Below are 20,237 nucleotides of genomic sequence, written 5' to 3'. Positions count from 1 at the left end.
GGCCGCTCCCAATCTTGAGTGCACTCACTGCGGCGTTCATATGGCGGAGCTGAACTCCGGAGAGAAGCAACCATCAAGGGGGGCATCTCCACGTGTTCCCGGCCTCCTCGGCTTGTTCGGTCCAGTCAAGCAGAGTCTGTCCCTGGTAATTGACGTTATCGTGCGTCGTGTACCAATCGGTGAAGTCGGCGTTGGGAAGCAGTTTTCCCTCTCTCAGCCACGTCGCCGACCGTAATTGCTCGTCAGGAATGGCGCCGCGATCTAGTAGACATTGAACCGCCTTCTCTATCGCTGCCTTCCGTTGGCGTGCCGGATCGGTCTTCTGCTCTGAGGCGGCGCCACCATCGCATGCCGTCACTCCCAAGGCGATGAGAATCACCAGGGCGGGCAGGCGGAGTGCGAACCGCCCCGTCATCGTTGCATGTCCATGGCGTGCTCTGCGTTTCTCACCCATTCCTCCATTTTGAGGCCACCATATACGACTCCTTCATGTGTGCTGTACCAGTCGGTGAAATCCGCGTTCGGGCTGATCACTCCATCCTGGTACCAGGAGGTGTTCGCGGGCAGATCTATCGCATCGGCGATCAGAAGCCCTTGGATCACAGGAATCTTGACGTGGAGCAGGCGTGCTCGGAACTCGTCCTCGTTGATCTTATACGCTTCTATCTTGTGATCGGTGTTGATGAGCTCGCTCGTAGGGGGTTGCGCAACGGCGACGAATACTTGGGAAACGGTGCCTGCGCCCAGTGCTCTGCTGAAACTGAGCGCGCCCCATCCGCCGGATACGATGGACAAGAATGTCTGGAAGCGCTGTGCCTTCTCGTCCAACTGCTGAGCTTCGTTGAATTTGAAGTCCTTCTTGATCCTGGCGATCATGCCGTTGAGTCCACTCATCTGGGCAAGGTAGTTCTGATTCGGGTCCCGGATGGACGCGGCCACGCTTGCGCTGATTCGAGCGTCCATCCTCCCCTCGAAGGCGCCGAGGTCCTTGGGGTCGTGCAAGGCTTGCCTGAGGAGTTCGGCCAGAGCAGCGCTGTCGACGTAGGAGACCCATGGAGCGCCCGGCTGATCGCCGTGCGGACGGGCCTTGTTGCCGTAACCGTTGACGGAGGCGGCGAAATCGGGGAGGTAGCGGTCGGCGGTGTAGATCAGCGCGTGCCGGATCTCTCTGGGCAGCACCGTCTGCGGGTGAAGCTTGGAGAACTCGGCGGTGGCTTGGACGATGTGAACGACGGACCAGGCCGACTCCTTAGCGTCCGTTGACGTGCCTCGCTCCGCCGAGACGGCGGCCTTCAGGAAGGCGGCTGCGGAGGAAGAAGTGTCGATCTTCCCTGGTGGTTCGAGGTAGCCAGGGGTGGCATCCCTGCTGACTGGGTCGAGATAGGCGCTGGAGTACAGGCTTGCGTCGTAGCCGGGGGTGTGCCAGGAGTCGCTGACGAGCATGCGGGCGTACTTGAGGCCGGTGGCTTCGTCGCCCAGCACGTGCCGGGCGGCCATCCCGTTCTCCGCGGCCCGCTGGAGGACGGCTCCCACGGCGTCGTAGTCCGCCATGAGCCGCTGGTGGCGTGAGGCGTCGACGTCGGTCTCCAGCTTGCCGCGAGTGGGAGGCCAGATGGTCTTGCCGGCGGCGCGGGCGTCGAGCATGGCACGGGTCAGGTCGGCGAGCAGACGGGAGTCCCACGACCTGCCCTCGGGGCCGTACTTCACGAGCATTCCGACCGACCAGGGGTCGGAGCTTCCGGTAAGGGTGGCGCGGGTCGCGGCGGGCAGCAACGGGCGGCGGTCCTTGCCCGTGCCGACGCGCATCTGGCTGGCGGCGGCCAGGGACGCCCCGAGCGCCCGCAGTACGCTCACGCTCTCCGCGCTGAAAAGGGCGCCACCCGCTCGTTCGTACAGTGCGCGGGCGGCCCGCAGCGCGAGCGGGCCCGCCCCCGCCCAGAAGGCCGCCTGGTAGTCCTTGTCGGCGAGGTGCCGCCGCAGGCTGTCCGGCAGTCCCGACAGGGCGATGCGTGCGTCCTCGGGGTCTTTGGCCGCGAGGGCGGCGATCAGCGTCTCCGCATCCCGCTTGCCCTGGTATCCGCTCTGCCCCGTCGCCTCCCAGTCCAGCCGTACGTTGGGCGGCCGATTGAAGGTGAGGCCGGGAACGCCGGGCGCACGGCCCAGCGCGCTCCAGCCCTGCTGCCTCGCCAGTTCGTACGCCCTGGTCGTGCGGGCGTCCATGTCGCGGACGTCGTCGAGCGCGGCGGCGATGAGGCCGGGCAACGGAGTGACCGCGACTTCGCTCCCCCATTTCTGCATTTTCTGCTGTATGAGCGGACTGTGCCGGGCCAGCAACTCATGAAGCTGTTCCAGTCGTCTGGTCAGCTCCTTGAGGTTTTCGGGATCGACTCCGACGAACTCCCCCACGGCGATCCTTCCCAATGCGGCGGCCTACGAGGCGGCTTTGCGGCGCTCCGCCTCCTCCACACGGGCGATCAGGTGCGGCTGCTCGGCGAGCACGGCGTCGAACAGCCTGGTGAGCTGGGTCCTTCTGGCGTTCCAGCCGGTCGCCCAGCGGTCGGCCGACGGGCCCTGCCAGGTGTGGTCACCGAACATGGCGGGGACGGCGGCGAGCGCCTGGAGGATCTCCCGCACGGCGGTGGCGGCCGCGGCCATGTCCGCCCTGCATTCGGCGATCTCGGGTGACGTCACTGGCCCTCCCGTTCCTCACGGCTGACGCACCGTAAAGCCTAAGGAAACGCCGATCGCTCAGCCAGGCATATGTGCGACGACAACCGGGATTACCGCATGACTATGGGAGGTAAATGCCGTATTCGGCGAGATCGGCGGTGAGGTTCGGGGGCAGGGACGCGGCGGCCGAGACGTCCTCGGCCGAGACGAAGCCGCCGACCTGGTCGCGTACGCGCACGATCTGGTCGGCGAGCGCGGGCGTCAGGCCGGGCAGGCCGGCGATCACCGACGCGGGGGCATGGTTGACGTCGACGAGACCGCCGTCGTCGTACTGCCGGGGCAGGTCGGGCCGCCCGATCCGCAGCTCGCGGGCCATGACCGGATCGTGCTGCGCCAGTTCCCTGGCCTGCTGCCGCAGTGCGCGGCGCTGCTGGGCGATCGCCAGCGCGTGCTCGTTCCCGGGCGCGTACGGCGTGGCGTCGCCGAAGACCTGTTTCCTGACCGCGAGCGAGTGCACGGTGCCGAAAAGCCAGGGGCCGAGCATGCAGAGGACCATGGCGATGGACGCCAGAGCCGGCGCGTCCATGTCGTCGTACAGCTCGGACAGGTAGATCCAGGCGCCCGTGGCCGTGGCGTACCCGGCGGAGGCGGCCCCGTACCACGCGCTGCGCTTGCGGATGGCGGCGTACAGCATGCTGAAGGGCGTGCCGAAGCCGCAGGTGTACAGCGGGGCGAGCGCCCAGAGGTAGCTGGGGGCGCTGGACGGCCGCCGCACCGGTGGCGATGGGGGCGGCGGCGTCGGCGGGCCAGGGGGTGGTGGCACGGGTGGCTGTGCGGACGGCGCCGGATGGGCGCCGTAAGGGCCCGGCCACTGCTGCCCGTACGGTCCCCGTTGCCGGTACGGATTCTGCGGCGCCTGCCCCTGCGGGCCGTACCCCTGCGTCCCCTGTCCGTGTGGGCCCTGTGGGCCGTGCCCCTGTGGCCCCTGTGGCCCCTGTGACCCCTGCGGTCCTTGTCCGTGCGGCCCGTGCCCCTGCGGTCCCTGTGGTCCGTGCGGTCGCTGTGGTCCGTGCGGTCCCTGTGGTCCGTGCGGTCGTTGCGGTCCGGGCGGGTAACCTCCCGGCCCCCCATAGCCGTTCATGGTCCAGACGATACGGATATGTCGGTGTTTCTGCTGCCCCCTTCTCCCCACACGCTGTGGACAACCTGGGGATGACCATGTGGATGATGTGGAAAACCGTCGGGATGGAGTCACACGTTCACTCGCCGCCGATAGTGCGCGATGATGAGCGTGTGGCGCGCATTCCAGGAGAAGGGCTGGCCAAGGGCCTGGCCGTGACGATGCGGCACATGCTGCGTAAGTCGGAGACGCAGCAGTACCCGGAGGTCCACCCCGACCTGCCCGCCCGGAGCCGGGGCGTCATCGCCCTGGTCGAGGAGAACTGCACGGTCTGCATGCTGTGCGCCCGGGAGTGTCCCGACTGGTGCATCTACATCGACTCCCACAAGGAGACCCTGCCCGCGCCCGAGGGCGGCCGTCCGCGCGCCCGCAACGTGCTCGACCGCTTCGCGATCGACTTCTCGCTGTGCATGTACTGCGGCATCTGCATCGAGGTGTGCCCCTTCGACGCGCTGTTCTGGTCGCCGGAGTTCGAGTACGCCGAGTACGACATCCGCGACCTCCTGCACGAGAAGGACAGGCTGGGCGAGTGGGCCGCGACGGTGCCGCCCCCACCGGCGCACGAGGTCGGCGCCGAACCGCCGAAGGAACTGTCGGCGAGTTCCCGCCCGGTGCCGGCCGGCCGTACGGCGCGGCCCGCGCAGGTGAAGGGACCGGCCGAGGGTGCGTCCGTGGCCCAGGACACGGCCCAAGAGCCGGCCCAAGGGATGGCGCAGGACCCCGCCCAGGGGATGGCACGGGAAACGGCGCGGGAGACCGAGCGACCGGCGGCCGAACCGGCGAAGGCCCCGGAGAGCCACCCGCGGCGTGAGCCGCCGAGAGCCATGCGGGACATCCGCTCCATCCGGCCGCCGGGCTCGCTGCCCAGGAAGAACGGACCGTCGCAGGAGAAGAAGGACGGGCCCGAGGGGGAGCGATGACCTCCCAGGCGCCGGGGTTGTGGCCGCCCTCGGGGCCTGAGGTCGTCTTCCTGCTGCTCGGCGCCGTCGCCGTCGGCTCGGCGCTGCTGGTCGTCACGACCAGGCAACTCGTCCACGCGGCGCTGTGGCTGGTCGTCTGCTTCGGCGCGCTCGCGGGCGGCTACCTGGTGCTGACCGCCGAGTTCGTCGCCTGGGTGCAGGTGCTGATCTACGTGGGCGCGGTCGTGGTGCTGCTGCTGTTCGGCATCATGCTGACCCGCGCGCCCATCGGGCCCTCCGCCGGCCTCGACTCGGGCAACCGGTGGGCCGCCGCGCTGGTCGCCGTCGCGACCGCCGCCGTGCTCGTCACCGTGGTCGTCACCGGCTTCCGCACGGCGTACGCGCCGCTCCGGCCCGGGCAGGGGTCGGCCGCATCCCTGGGGGCGAGCGTCTTCCGCACCTGGGTGCTGCCGTTCGAGGCGCTGTCGGTGCTCCTGCTCGCCGCGCTGATCGGCGCTATCGTCCTGTCCCGCACCGACATCAGGGGGCGGGAATGACCTCGTTACCTGCCGGACCCGCGGCCCGAAGGCGGTGAGCGCGATGCACGTCGTCTACCCGGTGGTGGTCTCCGCCCTGCTGTTCTCCATCGGTGTGTACGGCGTGCTGGCCCGGCGCAACGCGATCCTCGTGCTGATGTCGGTCGAGTTGATGCTCAACGCGGTCAACCTCAACCTGGTGGCCTTCGACGTCTGGCTCGGGGACCGGCTGCACGGCGGCCAGGTGCTGACGCTGTTCGTCATCGTGATCGCCGCGGCCGAGGTCGGGCTGGGGCTGGCGATCGTGCTGGCGGTCTTCCGTACGCGGCGGACCGTCGACGTCGACCGGTTGCGCGCGCTCGCCGAGGTCGCGCGCACACCCGCCTCGGCGCGCCCGGAGGGGGAGGACGCCTCGTGATCGCCGTGGTGGCCCTGATCGTCCTGGTGCCGTTCGCCGCCGCCGCGGCCGGGCTGCTCGCGACCCGCCTCGGCGCCCGGAATCTCGGCGCTCGCAGCGAACCGGCGGCGTACCGGCGGGCGGCCTGGATCGCGGTCGTCCCGGTCGCGGTGTCGGCGGCGCTCACGGTGTGGCTCGCCGCGGCCCTCGCGCGGGGAACGGGTGCATCGGAAGGGCGGTTCTGGTCGGAACTGCTCCCCGGGCGGGCCGAGGGCACGCTGACGCTCGTCGAGACGGGAGCGGCGCCGATCTCCCTGACTCTGCGCGCCGACGGATTGTCAGTGCTCGCCGGCATCCTGGTCGTCGTGGTCGCGCTGGCGGTGCAGGTCTACTCGGTCGGATACATGCGGGACGAGCCCCGCTACCCGTCCTACAGCGCGTTCGTCAGCCTGTTCACCAGCGCCATGCTGCTGGTGGTCTACGCGGGGGACCTGATCGTCCTCTACGTGGGCTGGGAGATCATGGGCCTGTGCTCCTACCTGCTCATCGGGCACTGGTGGGAGGACCGGGCCAACTCGCGGGCGGCGGTCAAGGCGTTCCTGGTCACCCGGCTCGGCGACGTCGGCTTCCTGTTCGGGATCTTCATCCTCGGCACGGCCGCGGGCAGCTTCCGGATCGGCGACGTCCTGCGCGCGGACATGCCGCGAGGGACGCTGATCGCCGCGACGCTGCTGCTGCTCGCCGGGGTCGCGGGCAAGAGCGCGCAGGTGCCGCTGCAGACCTGGCTGCCCGACGCGATGGCCGGTCCCACCCCGATCAGCGCGCTCATCCACGCGGCCACGATGGTGGCCGCGGGGATCTTCGTCGTCGCCCGGCTCTATCCCGCCTTCCTCGCGGCGCCGCCCACGCTCGACGTGCTGGGCGTGGTCGCGGCCGTCGGCATGCTGGGCGCGGCGCTGGCCGCGCTGGCCCAAAGCGACCTCAAACGCGTGCTGGCCTACTCGACGATCAGCCAGCTCGCCTACATGGCCGCCGCGCTGGCGGCCGGGTCCGACCGGGCGGCGATGTTCCACCTGGTGTCGCACGGCGCGTTCAAGGCCCTGTTGTTCCTCTGCGCGGGCCTGGTCATCCACCATGTCGGGTCGAACCTGCTCAGTCACATGGGCGGGCTGCGCACCGCGCTTCCCGTGACGTTCTGGACGATGACCATCGGCTTCGCCGCGCTCGCGGGATTGCCGCCGGCGAGCGGCTTCTTCAGCAAGGACGCGGTGATCTCGGCGATCGAGCACGGAACGGGACCGGCCCAGCCGTTCGTGCAGGCGTCGGCGCTGCTGACCGTGGGGGTGACCGGGGCGTACGCCGCCCGCGCCTGGCTGCGCACGTTCTTCGGCCCCACCCGGATCGAGCCGCTCGCGGAGCCGCCGCCCGGTGTCGCCCACGTCTTCGACGGCAGGGAGGCGCCCGCGTCGATGCTGTGGCCGGCCGGTGTGCTGGCCGTGCCCGCCCTGCTGCTCGGCCTGCTGCTCGGCCTCGCCGGCCCGATGACCGGTGTGGAGATCGAGTGGGGGCCGGCGGCCGTCAGCCTCGCCGTGGCGTTGCTCGGCGCCGGGATCGTGTACGCCGTGTGGCGGGCCGCGCCCGAGCAGGACCCCGCCCGCGTGCTCGGCCCGTTCCGGGTGCCGTGCGAGCGGGCCTTCTACGCCGACGCCGCGTACGCGGCGCTGGTCGCACGGCCTGTCCTGCGCCTGGCCCGGGGGGTGGTCCGCGCGGACGCGCGGCTGGTGGACGGCGCGGTCCGGGGCTCCGGCCGGGCGACGCTCGGCCTGTCCACCCTGGTGCGGCTCGCCCAGAACGGCAACGCGCAGCTCTACGTCACCGGCCTGCTGGCCGGGGTCGTGCTGATCGCGGTCGCGGCGGTGGTGCTCACATGACGCGGCGGGCTCGCAAGGGTGACACGTCGCCTCGGGCGCCGGTGGTGACGACGTGAGCTGGTTGCCGATCGCGCTCGTCGCCGTGCCGCTGCTGGGAGCGCTCATCGCCCCTGCCGTCCGGGACAAGGCGGTGACCTGGGGGATCGCCGTCTCCGCCGTGGTGCTGGCCCTCGCCGTCACGCTCGCCGCGGTCTTCGACCACGCGCGCCCCGCCGTCATGCAGCTGCGGACCGACCGGCCGTGGATCCCCGGCCTCGGGCTGCGGTTCCACCTGGGCGTGGACGGCGTCTCGCTGCCGCTCGTCGTGCTGACCGCGTTGCTGACGTTCCTGTGCTTCGTCCACCTCGCGGGGCACCCGCCCGCGGGGGGCCGCACGGGTGCGCTGGTCGTCACGCTGCTCGTGCTCGAGGTCGGCATGATCGGCACGTTTCTCGCCCTCGACCTGCTGCTGTTCTTCGTGTTCTTCGAGGTCGTGCTCGTCCCGATGTACTTCGTGATCGCGCTGTGGGGCGGCGCGGGCAGGCGGACCGCGGCGCTGAAGTTCATCCTCTACACGCTGCTCGGCTCGGCCGTCCTCCTCATCGGCCTGCTCGTGGTCTGGACCCAGGCCGGAACGCTCGACATGGTCGCGCTGGCCGGGCGGCACGGCTCGGGCATCGCCCGGTCCGCGCAGATCGTCGCGTTCCTCGCCATCGGGCTGGGCCTGGCGGTGAAGACGCCCATGTGGCCGCTGCACACCTGGCTGCCCGACGCGCACACCGAGGCGCCGACCGTCGGCTCGGTCCTCCTCGCGGGCGTGCTGCTCAAGATGGGGTCGTACGGCTTCGCCAGGATCGCGATCCCGGTGCTCCCCGAGGGCGCCGCGGCCCTGGCCCCCTGGCTCGGCGCGCTCGCCGTCGTGGGCATCGTGTACGGCTCGCTCGCCTGCCTGGCCCAGCGCGACCTCAAACGGATGATCGCCTACTCGTCCGTCGGCCACATGGGCTTCGTGCTGCTCGGGTTCGCCTCGCTCACGCCGGTGGGCCTGAACGGCGCCCTGTTCGCCAACGTCGCCCACGGGCTCATCACCGGTCTGCTGTTCTTCCTCGCCGGAGCCGTGAAGGAGCGGTACGGCACGGCCGACATCAGGCGGCTGGGCGGCGGCATGCTGCGCCGCCTGCCGTACGTCGCGTCGCTGCTGACCTTCGCCTGCGTCGCCTCGCTGGGCCTGCCCGGCCTCGCCGGGTTCTGGGGGGAGATGCTCGCGCTGCTCGGCGCGTTCCGCCCGGCCGCCGTCCTCTCCCGGCCGCTGTTCCTCGTGTTCATGGCCGCAGGCGGGCTCGGCACGGTGCTCACGGCGGCCTACTTCCTGCGCATGCTCTCCCGGGTGACGCACGGCAGGCCGGTCGAGACGATCCCGCCGGGACCGCCGCTCGCCACCGCCGAAGGCGTACGCGCGGCGCTGAGCGAGGCCGGGGAGGGCGCCGAACCGGTCGAGCCGGTCGCGGCAGGGGCAGCGCTGGCCGCCCAGGAGCGGGAGGCCGAAGTCGTGGTGGACGACGGAGAGGCCGATGCGACGGGCGCCGCCGGGGCCCGCGGGGCGCGGCGGCGGTTCGGGGACGTCACCGCCCACGAACTGGCGGCCTGGCTTCCGCTGGTGGCGCTGATCGTGCTGTTCGGCCTGTGGCCGAAGGCCCTGCTCGCCGTCACCACGCCCGCCGTACAGGCGCTCCTCGGACCGGGGGTGGCGCCATGACGGGCGGGGTGATCCAGTCCATCGACTACGCCGCCCTGGCGGCGCCTCTGGTCCTCGTGCTGGTGGCCGGGCTCGTGCTGCTGCTGGACGCGTTCCTGCCCGCCCGGCCCGGTGGCGCGCGGGCGCTCGGCCTCGTCACGCTCGGCGGCCTGGCCGCGGCCCTGGCCGTGGTGGCCGTCCAGGCCGCGAGCGGCGCGACCCGGCGCACGTTCTGCGTCCCCGCCTCCCTGGCGGGAGAGTCCGCCGCGGCGTCGTGCTCGTTCGTCGCGGACCGCTTCACCCTGGTCGTCGCGGCGGTCGTGCTGGCCGCCGGGCTGGTCGTCGTGCTGCTGTCGATGACGGAGATCGCCGGCGCCGGGCCGGCGGAGCGCGGCCGGATCCCGGCCGGGGAGTGGTATTTCCTGCTGCTGGCCACGCTGGCCGGGGCCGTCCTGCTGCCGGCCTCCCGCGATCTCGTCATGCTGGTCGTGTCGCTGGAACTGGTGTCGCTGCCGGTCTTCGCGCTGACCGCGCTCAGGCGTCATGACGGCCGTGCGTCGGAGGCGGCCCTCAAGCTCTTCCTGGTCTCCGTGGTCTCCACCGCGATCACGTTGTTCGGCGTATCGCTGCTCTACGGCGCGACCGGCTCGGTCCACCTCGACCGGATCGACGCCGCCCTGCGCACGACCGGAGGCACGGTCCTGGGCGCCGTCGGAGGCGCGGGCGGGGACATGGCCCAGGTCACGGCGGCGGCCACCGTGCTGGTCGTGGCGGGCTTCGCGTTCAAGATCGCGGCGGTGCCGTTCCACTTCTGGGCGGCGGACGTCTACCACGGCGCCCCGATCCCGGTCGCGGCGTTGCTGTCGGTGGTGTCCAAGGCGTCGGGCTTCGCCGGGCTGATCCTGCTGCTGACGTCCGCGCTGCCGGGAAAGGCGGCGCTGTGGGCTCCCGGAGTGGCGGTCGTCGCCGCGCTGACGATGACGGCGGGCAACGTCCTCGCCATGCGGCAGCGCGCCGCCGTACGGCTGCTGGCCTGGTCGTCGGTCGCGCAGTCGGGCTACATCCTCGCGCCGCTGGCCGCCTATGCCGCCGAACCCCGCGTGGCGGCCGGGGCGTCGATCGCCTACCTCGTCTTCTACGCCGCGATGAATCTGATCGCCTTCGCGGTGGTCATGCTGGTGTCGCGGCACGAGGGCGGAGACCTGGAGGCGTACCGGGGGCTGGTGTCGCGGAGCCCGGCCGCCGGGCTGGCCCTCGCCTTCGCCCTCGTCTGCCTGGCCGGGCTGCCGCCGGGGCTCGCCGGCCTGTTCGCGAAGATCGTCGTCTTCCGGGCCGTCGTGGACGGCGGGCTCGGCTGGCTGGCCGTGGTCATGGCGGCCAACACGGTGGCGGGGTTGTACTACTACATCGCCTGGACCGCGCGGCTGTTCGCGCCGCCCGCGGCGGGCGAGAGCCGTACGGTCACTGCGCGAGCGGCGGCCGGGGCCGCCGTCGCCGTCACGGTCGCCGTCACCGTGGTCTTCTCCGTCGCCCCGCAGGTCGTGCTGTCCGTGGCGGGGTGAGGCGCGTCACGGGGAACGTTCGTCCAGGCCATGCGCGTTGGTAGGGCTGGACGCACCGAGCCGTGAGGAGGAGGCGTGCACCACAACCGCCTGCGCACCGCGGCCCTGCTGGGGGCGCTGTCCGCGTCGCTCCTGGTGGCCGGGGCCTGGCTGGGGGGTGGCACGGGTGCCCGGATCGCCGTCGTGGCCGCGCTCGTGGTCAGCGGCGTCGCCTACTTCTGCGCCGACAGGATCGCGTTGTCGGCCATGCGGGCCCGGCCCGTGGCCGAGGTGGAGCAGCCGGTCCTCTACCGCGTCGTCCGCGAGCTGTGCACCGAGGCCCGCGGGCCGATGCCCCGCCTGTACGTGTCCCCGACCATGCAGCCCAACGCGTTCGCGACCGGCCGCAACCCGCGTGACGGGGTGGTGTGCGTCACGCACGGCCTCCTCGGGCTGCTGGACGAGCGCGAACTCAAGGGCGTGCTCGGCCACGAGCTGTCGCACATCCACAACCGGGACATCCTGATCTCCTCGGTCACGGGCGCGCTCGCCACGATGATCACGTACTTCGGGTACGCGGGCCTGCTCTTCGGCTCCGACGACGACGAGGGCCCGGGGTTCCTCGGCGCCGTGCTGGTGACGATCCTCGGGCCGGTAGCGGCCACGATGATCCAGGTGGCGATCGCGCGCTCGCGAGAATTCGCGGCCGACGACGCCGGCGTACGGCTGACGGGCGACCCGCTGGCTCTCGCCTCCGCGTTGCGCAAGATCGAGATGGAGGTCCGCAGGCTGCCGCTCCCGGAGAACGGCAGGCTCGCCTCGGCCGGTCACATGATGATCGTCAACCCGTTCCGGGGCACCCGTATCGGCAGGTTGTTCGCCACGCATCCGCCGGTCGCCGCGCGGGTCGCCCGTCTCGAGCGGATGGCCGGCTACCGGCGGTGACGCGCCGGGACCGGCGTTCAGGAGTGCTGGGTGACCGGGTCGGTCTCCGCGGGGCCGAGGGCGGGCAGCCCGTCGATGCTCTCCCGGTTGTGCTTGGCGCGGTAGTCCCGCCGCTGCTGGACGTCCTTGCGCCCCGCCCACTCGTCGAGCAGCGTGCGGTCCTGCTCGTACGCCATGAAGGGCACCGCGTAGCCGCACGAGTCGGCGATGCGGTCGCAGCTCACGACGATGACCGAGCGCACGCCCGGATGCGGCCCGAAGAGCGTGAGCAGGTCCGCGAAGCCGGCGTCCCCGGGGGTCACCACGCGGCCGGTGCCGAACAGTCGGACGATCTTCGGCGGCCCGCTGAAGGCGCAGAACATCAGCGTGACGCGGCCGTTCTCACGGATGTGGGCGATGGTCTCCACGCCGCTGCCGTCGAGGTCGAGGTAGGCCACGGTCGTGTCGTCGATGACGGCGAAGGTGTCGGAGTATCCCTTCGGGGACACGTTGACGTGGCCGCCCTGCTCGGGAGCGGTCGCGACGAAGAAGACCGGCTGCGTGGTGACGAACTCGCGCAGCCGGTCGGTGAGCTTCTCGTAGATCTTGCCCATAACGGGACGATAACCCGCCTCACTCGCCGGGCAACCACCAGGTCCACAGGCTGGACTTCACTCGGAAGGAGTCCAGCTTGGTGGTGGCGCCGGTGCCGGCGTCGAGGCCGCGGACCACGACTCCGGTCGTCTCGCCGGTCTTCGCCGAGTCCAGGGTCTCCCAGAGCGTGAGGCCGCCGTCAGGGGTCCACTCCAGGCGCCTGGCCGACTCCTTCTTGGGCACGCGGACGTCGACGGCCTCGCCCACGGTGTCGTTCGACAGGTCGTACACCCGCAGCCGCTGCCTGCCGGAGGTGGTGGTGATCAGCACCGCCACCGAGGCGCCGTCGTCGGCGAGCGCCATCGGGCTGTTGTTGGCCACCACCTGCGGCACGACCTGGGTGTCGGTCTGCCGCCCGTCCTGGTCGTAGACGCTGAACCGGCTGGTGTTCTCGGCGGTCCCCTGGGTGACGAGCAGGTGCTTCCCGTCGGGGCTGAAGCCCAGGACCGTGACCTTGGCCGGGATCTTGCTCACCTTCCCCGTACGCACGTTCACGAGCAGGGACGGCACCTTGTCGTCCTCGTCGTAGTAGTCGACCGTGAGCAGGCCGCCGTCCCGCGAGAGGGTGGTGGCGAGGTCGCCCGTGCCGAGGCCCTTGGGCGGCTTCGACACCGCGCGGGGGAGCACGCGGACCTTGTTCGTGGTCACGTCGCGGACGGCGAGCAAGCCGTCCTTCTGCCGGAAGTACGACACGTGCCGTCCGTCGCCGCTCACCGAGACAGGCGCGTGCGACTGCTTGTCGATCTTGCCCTTGGCGGTGCGGGAGAACACCGCGGCGTCCTTGAGCACGCTGTCACGGCCGTCGCGGAGCAGCAGATGCCACGAGCCGCAGGGGAAGTAGTCGTCCTTCTTGTGGCAGGACTTCAGCCAGGCGTACCGGACGGGGGACGCGGAGGACGCCGTGGCGGAGACGGCCCCCGTACGCGCCTCCGCCTGCGCGGCGCCGGCGAGGGGGGTCAGCGCCATGGTGGCCGCCGCCGACAGGGCGAGGATCGCGGGCTTTCTCATCGGAGTTCCTTTCGTCCCGCCAGGATTGGATGTCGCCTGGATAGACGCGGTGCGGCGGGGAAAGGTTCTGTCACGACTGGGCCACGAACGGCCCTGGGCGGAGACGAGACGAGGCGGGCGCCCGCGACGGCCCCGCCTCGTCTCGTGTCGTCCGCGTCAGACGCCCGGATGCAGCACGCGGCTCAGGAATCCGCGGGTCCGCTCGTGCTGCGGGTCCGCGATGACCTGCTCGGGGGGCCCGTCCTCGACGATCACGCCGCCGTCCATGAACACCACACGGTCGGCGACCTCGCGGGCGAATCCCATCTCGTGGGTGACGACCAGCATCGTCATGCCGTCCTCCGCGAGCTGCCGCATGACCGACAGCACGTCGCCGACCAGCTCGGGGTCGAGCGCCGAGGTCGGCTCGTCGAACAGCATCAGCGAGGGGTTCATGGCGAGCGCGCGGGCGATCGCCACCCGCTGCTGCTGACCGCCCGAGAGCTGGGGCGGGTAAGCGTCGATCTTCTCGATGAGGCCGACCTTCTCCAGGTTCTCACGGGCGACGCGCTCGCACTCGTCCTTGCGCCGCTTGAGCACCCGCTCCTGGGCGATCGTGACGTTGCGCCGCACGGTCAGGTGGGGGAACAGGTTGAACTGCTGGAACACCATGCCGATGCGCCGCCGGGCGGCGTCGATGTCCACGTCGGGGTCGGTCAGGTCGACGCCGCCGACGACGACCGTGCCGGAGGTCGGCTGCTCCAGCAGGTTCACGCAGCGCAGCAGGGTGGACTTGCCCGAGCCGGACGGCCCGATGACGCAGACGACCTGGCCGCTCTCGACCGTGAAGTCGATGCCCTTGAGAACTTCGAGCCTGCCGAACGACTTGTGCAGGTTCCTGATCTCGACGGTGCTCATCGGCCCCCTCCCTGACGCGCTTCGAGCCGCCTCGCGACGTACCCGAGGGGGATCGTGATCAGCAGATAGGTCAGGCCGGTCGCGAGGATCGGCGTGGGGTTGGCGTGGGTGGAGGCTTGGTCGTTACCGAACTTCGCCAGTTCCACCTGGGCGGCCGTGACGCCGAGGATCAGCACCAGCGACGAGTCCTTCAGCAGCGAGACGAGCTGGTTGGTGAGCGGCGGCAGCACGATCCGGATCGCCTGCGGGATGATGATCGACACCATCGCCCGCATGTGCGGCATGCCGAGCGAACGCGCCGCCTCCATCTGCCCCTTCGGCACCGCCTGGATGCCCGCCCGGAAGTTCTCGGCCATGTACGCCGCCGAGACGACGCCGAGCCCCAGCGCGGCGCTGCCGTACACCCCGCCGGGCAGTTCGAAGCCGGGGAACGCCAGCGGCAGGCTGCCGATCAGCAGGAAGATGAGCAGCATCGGCAGGCCGCGGAAGATCTCGATGTAGATCGCCGACACCCACCGGTACGGCGCGACCGAGGACAACCGCATCAGCGCCAGCACCAGACCCAGGACGAAGCCGAGGACGAAGCCCGACACCGTGTAGATGACGGTGTTGCGGAGCGCCACCGTGAACAGGTCGGGCAGGCCCTCGCGGGCGACGTGCAGGTTGAAGAACGACTCGCGGATCGCCCCCCAGTCGGCCAGAGCGGCCAGGACGACGAGGATCACCACCAGCACGGCGTACTGGATGGCCCGGCTGATGCGCTGCTTCTTCCGCGGGCTGAGCCCCTTGCGGGGCTCAGCCGGGGAGGTGTCCTGCTGTTCGCTCACAGCACTCATGATCCGGCGGCGGGCGACTCGGTTCCGGTCTCGGCGCCCGAACCGCCGTCAGTGGCACCACCGGACGTGGCGCCGGGCTCGGTGCCGAACCACTTCTTGTAGATCTCGTTGTAGGTGCCGTCGGACTTCGCGGCGGCGAGGACCTCGTCGACGACCTTCTTGAGCGCCGCGTTGTCCTTCTTCATGCCGATGCCGTACTGCTCACCGGTGTCGAGGCTCGCGACGTGCTCGAACTTGGCGCTGACATCGGGCTTCTTGAGCCACGTCAGCACGACCGGGAGGTCCTGCACGATCACGTCCGCCTGGCCCGTCTGCAGGCCGAGCAGTTCCTTGGGGGAGTCGGCGAACTCGATCGGCTCGAAGCCCTGCTCCTTGACGTAGTCGAGGCCCGTGGTCGAGGCCTGCGCGCCGAGCTTGAGGTTCTTGGCCTTGACGTCGTCCAGCGAGGTGATCCCGCTGCCCTTCTTGGCCAACAGCGCCTGGGTGGCGTCGAAGTACGGCTCGGAGAACAGCAGGTTCTTCTGCCGCTCTTCCGTGATCGTCATGCCGGCGGCGGCCACGTCGCACTTGCGGGCGTTCAGGGCGGCGCCGCTCTTGATCGCCGCGAAGTCGATGTCGACGATGTCCTGGGTCACGCCGAGCTTCTTCGCGACCAGGTCGACGATGTCCACATCGAACCCGACGACCTTGTCGCCCTGGTTGAACTGGAACGGCTCGTACGGGATGTTCGTGCAGGTTGTGATCTTTCCGGCGTTCACGAGGGCGACGCCACCCGGGGCGGCCGAGGCTGTCGCCGTGCCCGAATCGGCGGAGTCGCTCCCGCAGGCGGACACGGCGAGCGCCGCCGCCAGCACCGCCGCACCGATGCTCGCCGCTTTCCGATAGGTGGACCAGGGAGCCACACCGGCCTCCTTGCTGTGGTGCGAAAACGTCTGAGGCGCAGTTTAGGCGTCCCTTATGACGGATTGGCCACTGCATGGGTCGTAGCCAGTAACGCCTGTGAAACGTGGTGTCAGGGATTCAGGCCTTCCGTGAGCGTGTTGAACCGCTCGAGCATCCGCGCGAGCAGCCGCACGTCCTCCTCCGGCCAGGCGGCCAGCAGCGTGCGCAGCTGGCCCTCGCGGGCGGCCCGCGCGTCGTCGAGCCGTTCGCGGCCCTCGGCGGTGAGAGCCAGCAGGTGGGCCCGACCGTCCTCCGGGTCGGGGCTCCGGCTGATCAGCCCCAGCTCCTCCAGCACCTTGAGCTGGCGGCTGATCGTCGCCCGGCCGACCCGGAGGTAGGCGGCCAGGTCGCTGGACCGCATCGGCGAGCTCTGGTCGATGCGGACCAGCAGGCCGTACGCGCCGGGGTCGAGCTCGGGATGCACCTTGCGCCCCATGCCGGCGGAGAACGCCTTGGCGCGCCGGAGCAGGATGGCGAGCTGCCGCTCGACCGCGCAGTACGCCTCGCGCTCGCCGGCCGTCGGCGGTCGGGGAACGATCTCCGCCTGCGTCATGGCCTGCCTCCTTCCGCCTGCGGTGGGCAGGGCGTTCAGCCGCGCACCGCCTGGATGTCCAGCTCTACTTTCAGTGTCGCGCCGATCAGCGAGATCCCGGCCTGGACGACCTGGTTGTAGGTCATCGCGAAGTCCTCGCGGCGCAACTCGGTGACCGCGTGGAAGGCCGCCCGCAGCCCGCCCCACAGGTCCGGGCCGGTGCCCAGGTACGCCATGTCGAGATCGACCGGGCGGCTGACGCCGCTCAGCGTCAGCACGCCGTGTACCGTCCACCGGTCCGGGCCCGCCGGCGACAGCCCGGTGCTCCGGTAAGTGATCACCGGATGCACCGGGACGTTGAGGAAGTCCGCGGACCGCAGGTGATCATCGCGCATCCGGCTGCCCGTGTCGATGGACTCGGCGACGATCTCGGCGACCACGGACGACTCCTCCGGCGTGGCGCCCATGTCGATCCGGCCGGAGAACTCGGTGAACCGCCCCTGCACGCTGCTGAGACCGAGATGCCGGGCCGTGGCCGAGATCTTCGAGTGTTCGACGTCGATCGTCCACACGCCGGGCGGGGGGAGCTCGGTGCCGCCCTGCCGGGCCAGCACCAGCGTGCCGGCCTCGGCGGCGCCCGAGGCGGTCGCGATCGCGGTGGACGCGGCCGGCGCGTACCCGATCGCGGTCGCGACCACCGTGTACACGCCCGGCCGCAGCGGGGCGGTGGCGACCTGCCCGTCGGCGTCCGCCTCCGCCCGCGCCACCTGGCGGCCGGCCGTGTCCGTCACCGTGACGACCGCGTGCTGGACGGCCCAGCCGTCCTTGCTGCGGACCATGGCGTGCAGCCCCCCGGGGACCGTCTCCGAGACGCTCATCGCTCGTGTCCCAGCCACACGTCGTACGGCTCGTCGCCCTGGCCGCCCAGGTTCAGCGTGCTCGCCACGGGCGGGTAGCCGCTGGCGACGATCGTGTACTGCCCGCCGGTGAGGTCGGTGAAGGCGTACTCGCCGTCCTCGGCGGTGGTCGCCACACCCACCACGTTGCCCGCGGCGTCGAGCAGCGTGACCCTGGCGTCGGCCAGCGGCACGCCGTCCTTGACGCGGACCGTGCCGCGCACCCGCGCGCCGGGCAGGAGCACGACGTCGTGCCGGGTCTGACCGGTGCCCAGCACCTCGATGGGAACGGCGGCCGGGCGGTACGCCGCGCCGCTGACCGTGAGCGTGTAGGTGCCGGCCACGATGCCGGAGAAGGCGAAGCCGCCCTCGGCGTCGGTCGCGCTCGTGGCCACGACCTCGCCGCGCACGTCGGTCACGACGACCACCGCTTCGGCGACCGGCGCGCCGTCCGTCCCGCGCACGGTGCCGACGAGCCGGCCCGAGGCCGCGAGCACCATGTCGAAGTCCACCGGCTGATCGCCCACGACCAGCGTCGCGACCTGCGGCTCCCGGTCGCCCGCCGACGCGATCAGCACGTACGTCCCGCCGCCCGGAGTCTGGAGCGTGTAGCCCCCGTCGTCCCGGGTGACCGTACGGCCGAGCTGGTGGCCGCGTACGTCGATCAGCGTGAGCGTGGCGCGGCCCACGGGCACGCCGTCCTGGCCCTTGACGAACCCGCGGATCTCCACGCCGCCCGGGCCATGCGTGTCCATCGCCACGGCGGCGTACGGCTGGGCCTGCGTGGCGGTGAGAACCTGCGCGTTCAGGGGCTGCGCGTTCAGGGGCTGCGTGAGGGCGTGGCCGTTCGGCGAGGCGACCTCGGCGCCGGCCGTGATCGGCCGCTGCCTGTCGCGCTGCGCGTGACGTCCGGGCGCGGCGCCGCCCCGCTGGTGGGAGAGCTCGGGGGTGAGGGTCTCGTCGGGTTCCCGCCCGTCGGCGCGGACGGTGATCGCGCTGGTCCGCAGCGGGATCTCCTTGATGAACAGCACGGCGAGCAGCGCCAGGAAGGCGGCCGGCGCGGCGTAGAGGAACAGGTCGCCGACGCCGTGGCCGTACGCGCTCTCGACGACGGTGCGGATCGGGGCGGGCATCGCGGCGAGGTCGGGGATCGCGCCGCTGTCTCCGCCGGTCCCGCTGACGCCCAGCGCCGAAAGGCCCTCCTCCAGGTAGTTCCTGACGCGGTGGACCATCACGGCGCCCAGCGCCGACACGCCGATCGCGCCGCCGAGGGACCGGAAGAACGCGACCACGGAGCTGCCCGCGCCGAGGTCCTCCGCCCGCACCTCGTTCTGCACGGCGAGCACGAGGTTCTGCTGGCTCATGCCCACGCCCACACCGACGAGGAACATGAAGACGGCCACGATCCAGTAGTCGGTGTCGTACCGCAGCGTGCCCATGAGCGCGAAGCCGGCGGTGAGGAAGAACGTGCCGGAGACCAGGAAGACCTTCCAGCGGCCGCTGCGGGTGATGATCTGCCCGGAGACGGTCGAGGAGAGCGCCAGGCCGAGGATCATCGGCAGCGTCATGAGGCCGGCCACCGTGGGCGTCTCACCCCGGGCGAGCTGGAAGTACTGGCTGAGGAAGGTCGTCGCGCCGAACATGGCCACGCCGACCAGCACGCTGGCGACCACGGAGAGGCTGACCGTCCGCATCCGGAACAGGCGCAGCGGGACGATGGGCTCACTGGCCTTCGTCTCGACCAGGAGGAACAGCGCCGCGAGGACGACGGCCCCGCCGACCATCGCGCCGGTCTGCCACGACAGCCAGTCGTACTTGTTGCCCGCGAAGGACACCCAGATCAGCAGCAGCGAGACCGAGGCGGCGATGAGGACCGCGCCGCCCCAGTCGATGCGCACCTTCCGCTTGACCACGGGCAGGTGCAGGGTCTTCTGCAGCACGATGAGCGAGATGATCGCGAACGGCACGCCGACGTAGAAGCACCAGCGCCAGCCGAGCCAGTCGGTGTCCACGATGAGGCCGCCGATCAGCGGGCCGCCGATCGTGGCGACCGCGAACACCGCCCCCAGGTAGCCCGAGTAGCGCCCCCGCTCCCGCGGCGGGATCATCGCCGCCATGATGACCTGGGAGAGCGCGGTGAGGCCGCCGACGCCCAGGCCCTGCACCACCCGCGCCGAGATCAGCATCGTGGGGTTCTGCGACAGGCCGGCGATGACGGACCCGATCACGTACACGGTCAGGCCGATCTGGATGAGCACCTTCTTGCTCGTCAGGTCGGCCAGCTTGCCCCAGATCGGCGTCGAGACCGTCGCCGCGAGCAGGGTCGCGGTGATGACCCAGGTGTAGGTCGTCTCGTCCGCCTTCAGCTCCACCATGATGGTGGGAAGCGCGTTCGCCACGACGGTCGACGACAGGATCGCGACGAACATTCCGAGCAGCAGCCCCGAGAGCGCCTCCAGGATCTCCCGGTGCGTCATTCCCGGGGCCGCCGTTCCCGGCGGCGTCTCCTTGGTCATCGGATTCGCCATCGAAGTCCTTCCCCGTACGATCAAACTTAGTTTCCCTAAGCAATCATATAGTGATCGTTGCTTCGGGCAATCAAATGGTCATGACGCGGGGGTCGGCCGAAACTGACAAAGGCCCTGAACCCGCAGGTCAGGGCCTTGATCCGTGTGTCAGG

The 20,237-nt window shown here is 70.8% G+C and carries 18 protein-coding genes; 7 read left to right on the top strand and 11 right to left on the bottom strand.

Going from position 1 to position 20,237, the window contains the following annotated elements; genetic code table 11:
- Positions 1-411 precede the first annotated feature (411 nt).
- From AAH991_RS06990 to AAH991_RS06980, 3 genes are all read right to left on the bottom strand, one after another.
- Entirely contained in the window at positions 412-2,406 is a 1,995-nt protein-coding gene (locus tag AAH991_RS06990) for a hypothetical protein (protein ID WP_346224917.1), read from the bottom strand.
- 24 nt (positions 2,407-2,430) lie between these two features.
- Complete coding sequence (locus tag AAH991_RS06985) at positions 2,431-2,691, bottom strand: hypothetical protein (RefSeq protein ID WP_346224916.1); 261 nt, start codon at positions 2,689-2,691, stop codon at positions 2,431-2,433.
- A gap of 100 nt (positions 2,692-2,791) precedes the next feature.
- Positions 2,792-3,445: a ComEA family DNA-binding protein gene (locus tag AAH991_RS06980; RefSeq protein WP_346224915.1), complete on the bottom strand. Its 654-nt coding sequence runs from the start codon at positions 3,443-3,445 to the stop codon at positions 2,792-2,794.
- A 518-nt stretch (positions 3,446-3,963) separates the two neighbouring features.
- Here AAH991_RS06980 and AAH991_RS06975 point away from each other — a divergent pair.
- The 7 genes from AAH991_RS06975 (at position 3,964) to AAH991_RS06945 (ending at position 11,813) form a co-directional block, all read left to right on the top strand.
- On the top strand, positions 3,964-4,770 hold the full coding sequence (locus AAH991_RS06975; RefSeq protein WP_346224914.1) for a NuoI/complex I 23 kDa subunit family protein: 807 nt from the start codon (positions 3,964-3,966) through the stop codon (positions 4,768-4,770).
- Positions 4,767-5,306 (top strand): NADH-quinone oxidoreductase subunit J family protein, encoded by a 540-nt coding sequence (locus AAH991_RS06970; RefSeq protein ID WP_346224913.1) that lies wholly within the window; start codon positions 4,767-4,769, stop codon positions 5,304-5,306. The genes AAH991_RS06975 and AAH991_RS06970 overlap by 4 nt, the downstream gene beginning before the upstream one ends.
- Before the next feature lie 43 nt (positions 5,307-5,349).
- Entirely contained in the window at positions 5,350-5,703 is a 354-nt protein-coding gene (nuoK, locus tag AAH991_RS06965; protein ID WP_346225148.1) for an NADH-quinone oxidoreductase subunit NuoK, read from the top strand.
- On the top strand, positions 5,700-7,613 hold the full coding sequence (locus AAH991_RS06960) for an NADH-quinone oxidoreductase subunit 5 family protein (protein ID WP_346224912.1): 1,914 nt from the start codon (positions 5,700-5,702) through the stop codon (positions 7,611-7,613). Before nuoK ends, AAH991_RS06960 begins: the two co-directional genes overlap by 4 nt.
- A gap of 52 nt (positions 7,614-7,665) precedes the next feature.
- Complete coding sequence (locus AAH991_RS06955; RefSeq protein WP_346224911.1) at positions 7,666-9,348, top strand: complex I subunit 4 family protein; 1,683 nt, start codon at positions 7,666-7,668, stop codon at positions 9,346-9,348.
- Positions 9,345-10,889, top strand: a complete 1,545-nt coding sequence (locus AAH991_RS06950; protein WP_346224910.1) for an NADH-quinone oxidoreductase subunit N — start codon at positions 9,345-9,347, stop codon at positions 10,887-10,889. The genes AAH991_RS06955 and AAH991_RS06950 overlap by 4 nt, the downstream gene beginning before the upstream one ends.
- Before the next feature lie 75 nt (positions 10,890-10,964).
- Complete coding sequence (locus tag AAH991_RS06945; protein ID WP_346224909.1) at positions 10,965-11,813, top strand: M48 family metalloprotease; 849 nt, start codon at positions 10,965-10,967, stop codon at positions 11,811-11,813.
- A 17-nt stretch (positions 11,814-11,830) separates the two neighbouring features.
- Here AAH991_RS06945 and AAH991_RS06940 read toward each other — a convergent pair whose 3' ends face one another.
- The 8 genes from AAH991_RS06940 to AAH991_RS06905 all read right to left on the bottom strand — a co-directional run bounded on the left by AAH991_RS06940 (position 11,831) and on the right by AAH991_RS06905 (position 20,085).
- Positions 11,831-12,406, bottom strand: a complete 576-nt coding sequence (locus tag AAH991_RS06940; protein ID WP_346224908.1) for a pyridoxamine 5'-phosphate oxidase family protein — start codon at positions 12,404-12,406, stop codon at positions 11,831-11,833.
- Positions 12,407-12,425: 19 nt separating this feature from the next.
- Complete coding sequence (locus AAH991_RS06935; RefSeq protein ID WP_346224907.1) at positions 12,426-13,454, bottom strand: hypothetical protein; 1,029 nt, start codon at positions 13,452-13,454, stop codon at positions 12,426-12,428.
- Between the two features lie 156 nt (positions 13,455-13,610).
- Positions 13,611-14,351 carry an amino acid ABC transporter ATP-binding protein gene (locus AAH991_RS06930; protein WP_346224906.1) on the bottom strand — a complete coding sequence of 247 codons (741 nt, stop codon included), beginning with the start codon at positions 14,349-14,351 and terminating at the stop codon, positions 13,611-13,613.
- Positions 14,348-15,187, bottom strand: coding sequence for an amino acid ABC transporter permease (locus AAH991_RS06925; RefSeq protein WP_346224905.1), 840 nt, complete (start codon positions 15,185-15,187; stop codon positions 14,348-14,350). The genes AAH991_RS06930 and AAH991_RS06925 overlap by 4 nt, the downstream gene beginning before the upstream one ends.
- The gene (locus tag AAH991_RS06920) at positions 15,184-16,089 is read right to left on the bottom strand and encodes an ABC transporter substrate-binding protein (RefSeq protein WP_346224904.1); all 906 of its coding nucleotides are present in this window, start codon (positions 16,087-16,089) and stop codon (positions 15,184-15,186) included. The genes AAH991_RS06925 and AAH991_RS06920 overlap by 4 nt, the downstream gene beginning before the upstream one ends.
- Positions 16,090-16,199: 110 nt before the next feature.
- Positions 16,200-16,682, bottom strand: coding sequence for a MarR family winged helix-turn-helix transcriptional regulator (locus AAH991_RS06915; protein WP_346224903.1), 483 nt, complete (start codon positions 16,680-16,682; stop codon positions 16,200-16,202).
- Between the two features lie 35 nt (positions 16,683-16,717).
- Positions 16,718-17,539, bottom strand: coding sequence for a YceI family protein (locus AAH991_RS06910; protein ID WP_346224902.1), 822 nt, complete (start codon positions 17,537-17,539; stop codon positions 16,718-16,720).
- Positions 17,536-20,085, bottom strand: a complete 2,550-nt coding sequence (locus AAH991_RS06905) for an MFS transporter (RefSeq protein WP_346224901.1) — start codon at positions 20,083-20,085, stop codon at positions 17,536-17,538. The genes AAH991_RS06910 and AAH991_RS06905 overlap by 4 nt, the downstream gene beginning before the upstream one ends.
- Positions 20,086-20,237: the final 152 nt, after the last annotated feature.

It is taken from the genome of Microbispora sp. ZYX-F-249, assembly GCF_039649665.1.
In the GTDB taxonomy this organism is placed as follows: Bacteria; Actinomycetota; Actinomycetes; order Streptosporangiales; family Streptosporangiaceae; genus Microbispora; species Microbispora maris.
This window is presented reverse-complemented; position numbering and strand designations above follow the sequence as displayed.

Coding starts and splice junctions, on each gene's coding strand:
- AAH991_RS06925 (WP_346224905.1), bottom strand. CDS start 15,187: ATGAGTGCTGTGAGCGAACAGCAGGACACCTCCCCGGCTGAGCCCCGC.
- AAH991_RS06935 (WP_346224907.1), bottom strand. CDS start 13,454: ATGAGAAAGCCCGCGATCCTCGCCCTGTCGGCGGCGGCCACCATGGCG.
- AAH991_RS06905 (WP_346224901.1), bottom strand. CDS start 20,085: ATGGCGAATCCGATGACCAAGGAGACGCCGCCGGGAACGGCGGCCCCG.
- nuoK (WP_346225148.1), top strand. CDS start 5,350: ATGCACGTCGTCTACCCGGTGGTGGTCTCCGCCCTGCTGTTCTCCATC.
- AAH991_RS06910 (WP_346224902.1), bottom strand. CDS start 17,539: ATGAGCGTCTCGGAGACGGTCCCCGGGGGGCTGCACGCCATGGTCCGC.
- AAH991_RS06970 (WP_346224913.1), top strand. CDS start 4,767: ATGACCTCCCAGGCGCCGGGGTTGTGGCCGCCCTCGGGGCCTGAGGTC.
- AAH991_RS06940 (WP_346224908.1), bottom strand. CDS start 12,406: ATGGGCAAGATCTACGAGAAGCTCACCGACCGGCTGCGCGAGTTCGTC.
- AAH991_RS06950 (WP_346224910.1), top strand. CDS start 9,345: ATGACGGGCGGGGTGATCCAGTCCATCGACTACGCCGCCCTGGCGGCG.
- AAH991_RS06930 (WP_346224906.1), bottom strand. CDS start 14,351: ATGAGCACCGTCGAGATCAGGAACCTGCACAAGTCGTTCGGCAGGCTC.
- AAH991_RS06915 (WP_346224903.1), bottom strand. CDS start 16,682: ATGACGCAGGCGGAGATCGTTCCCCGACCGCCGACGGCCGGCGAGCGC.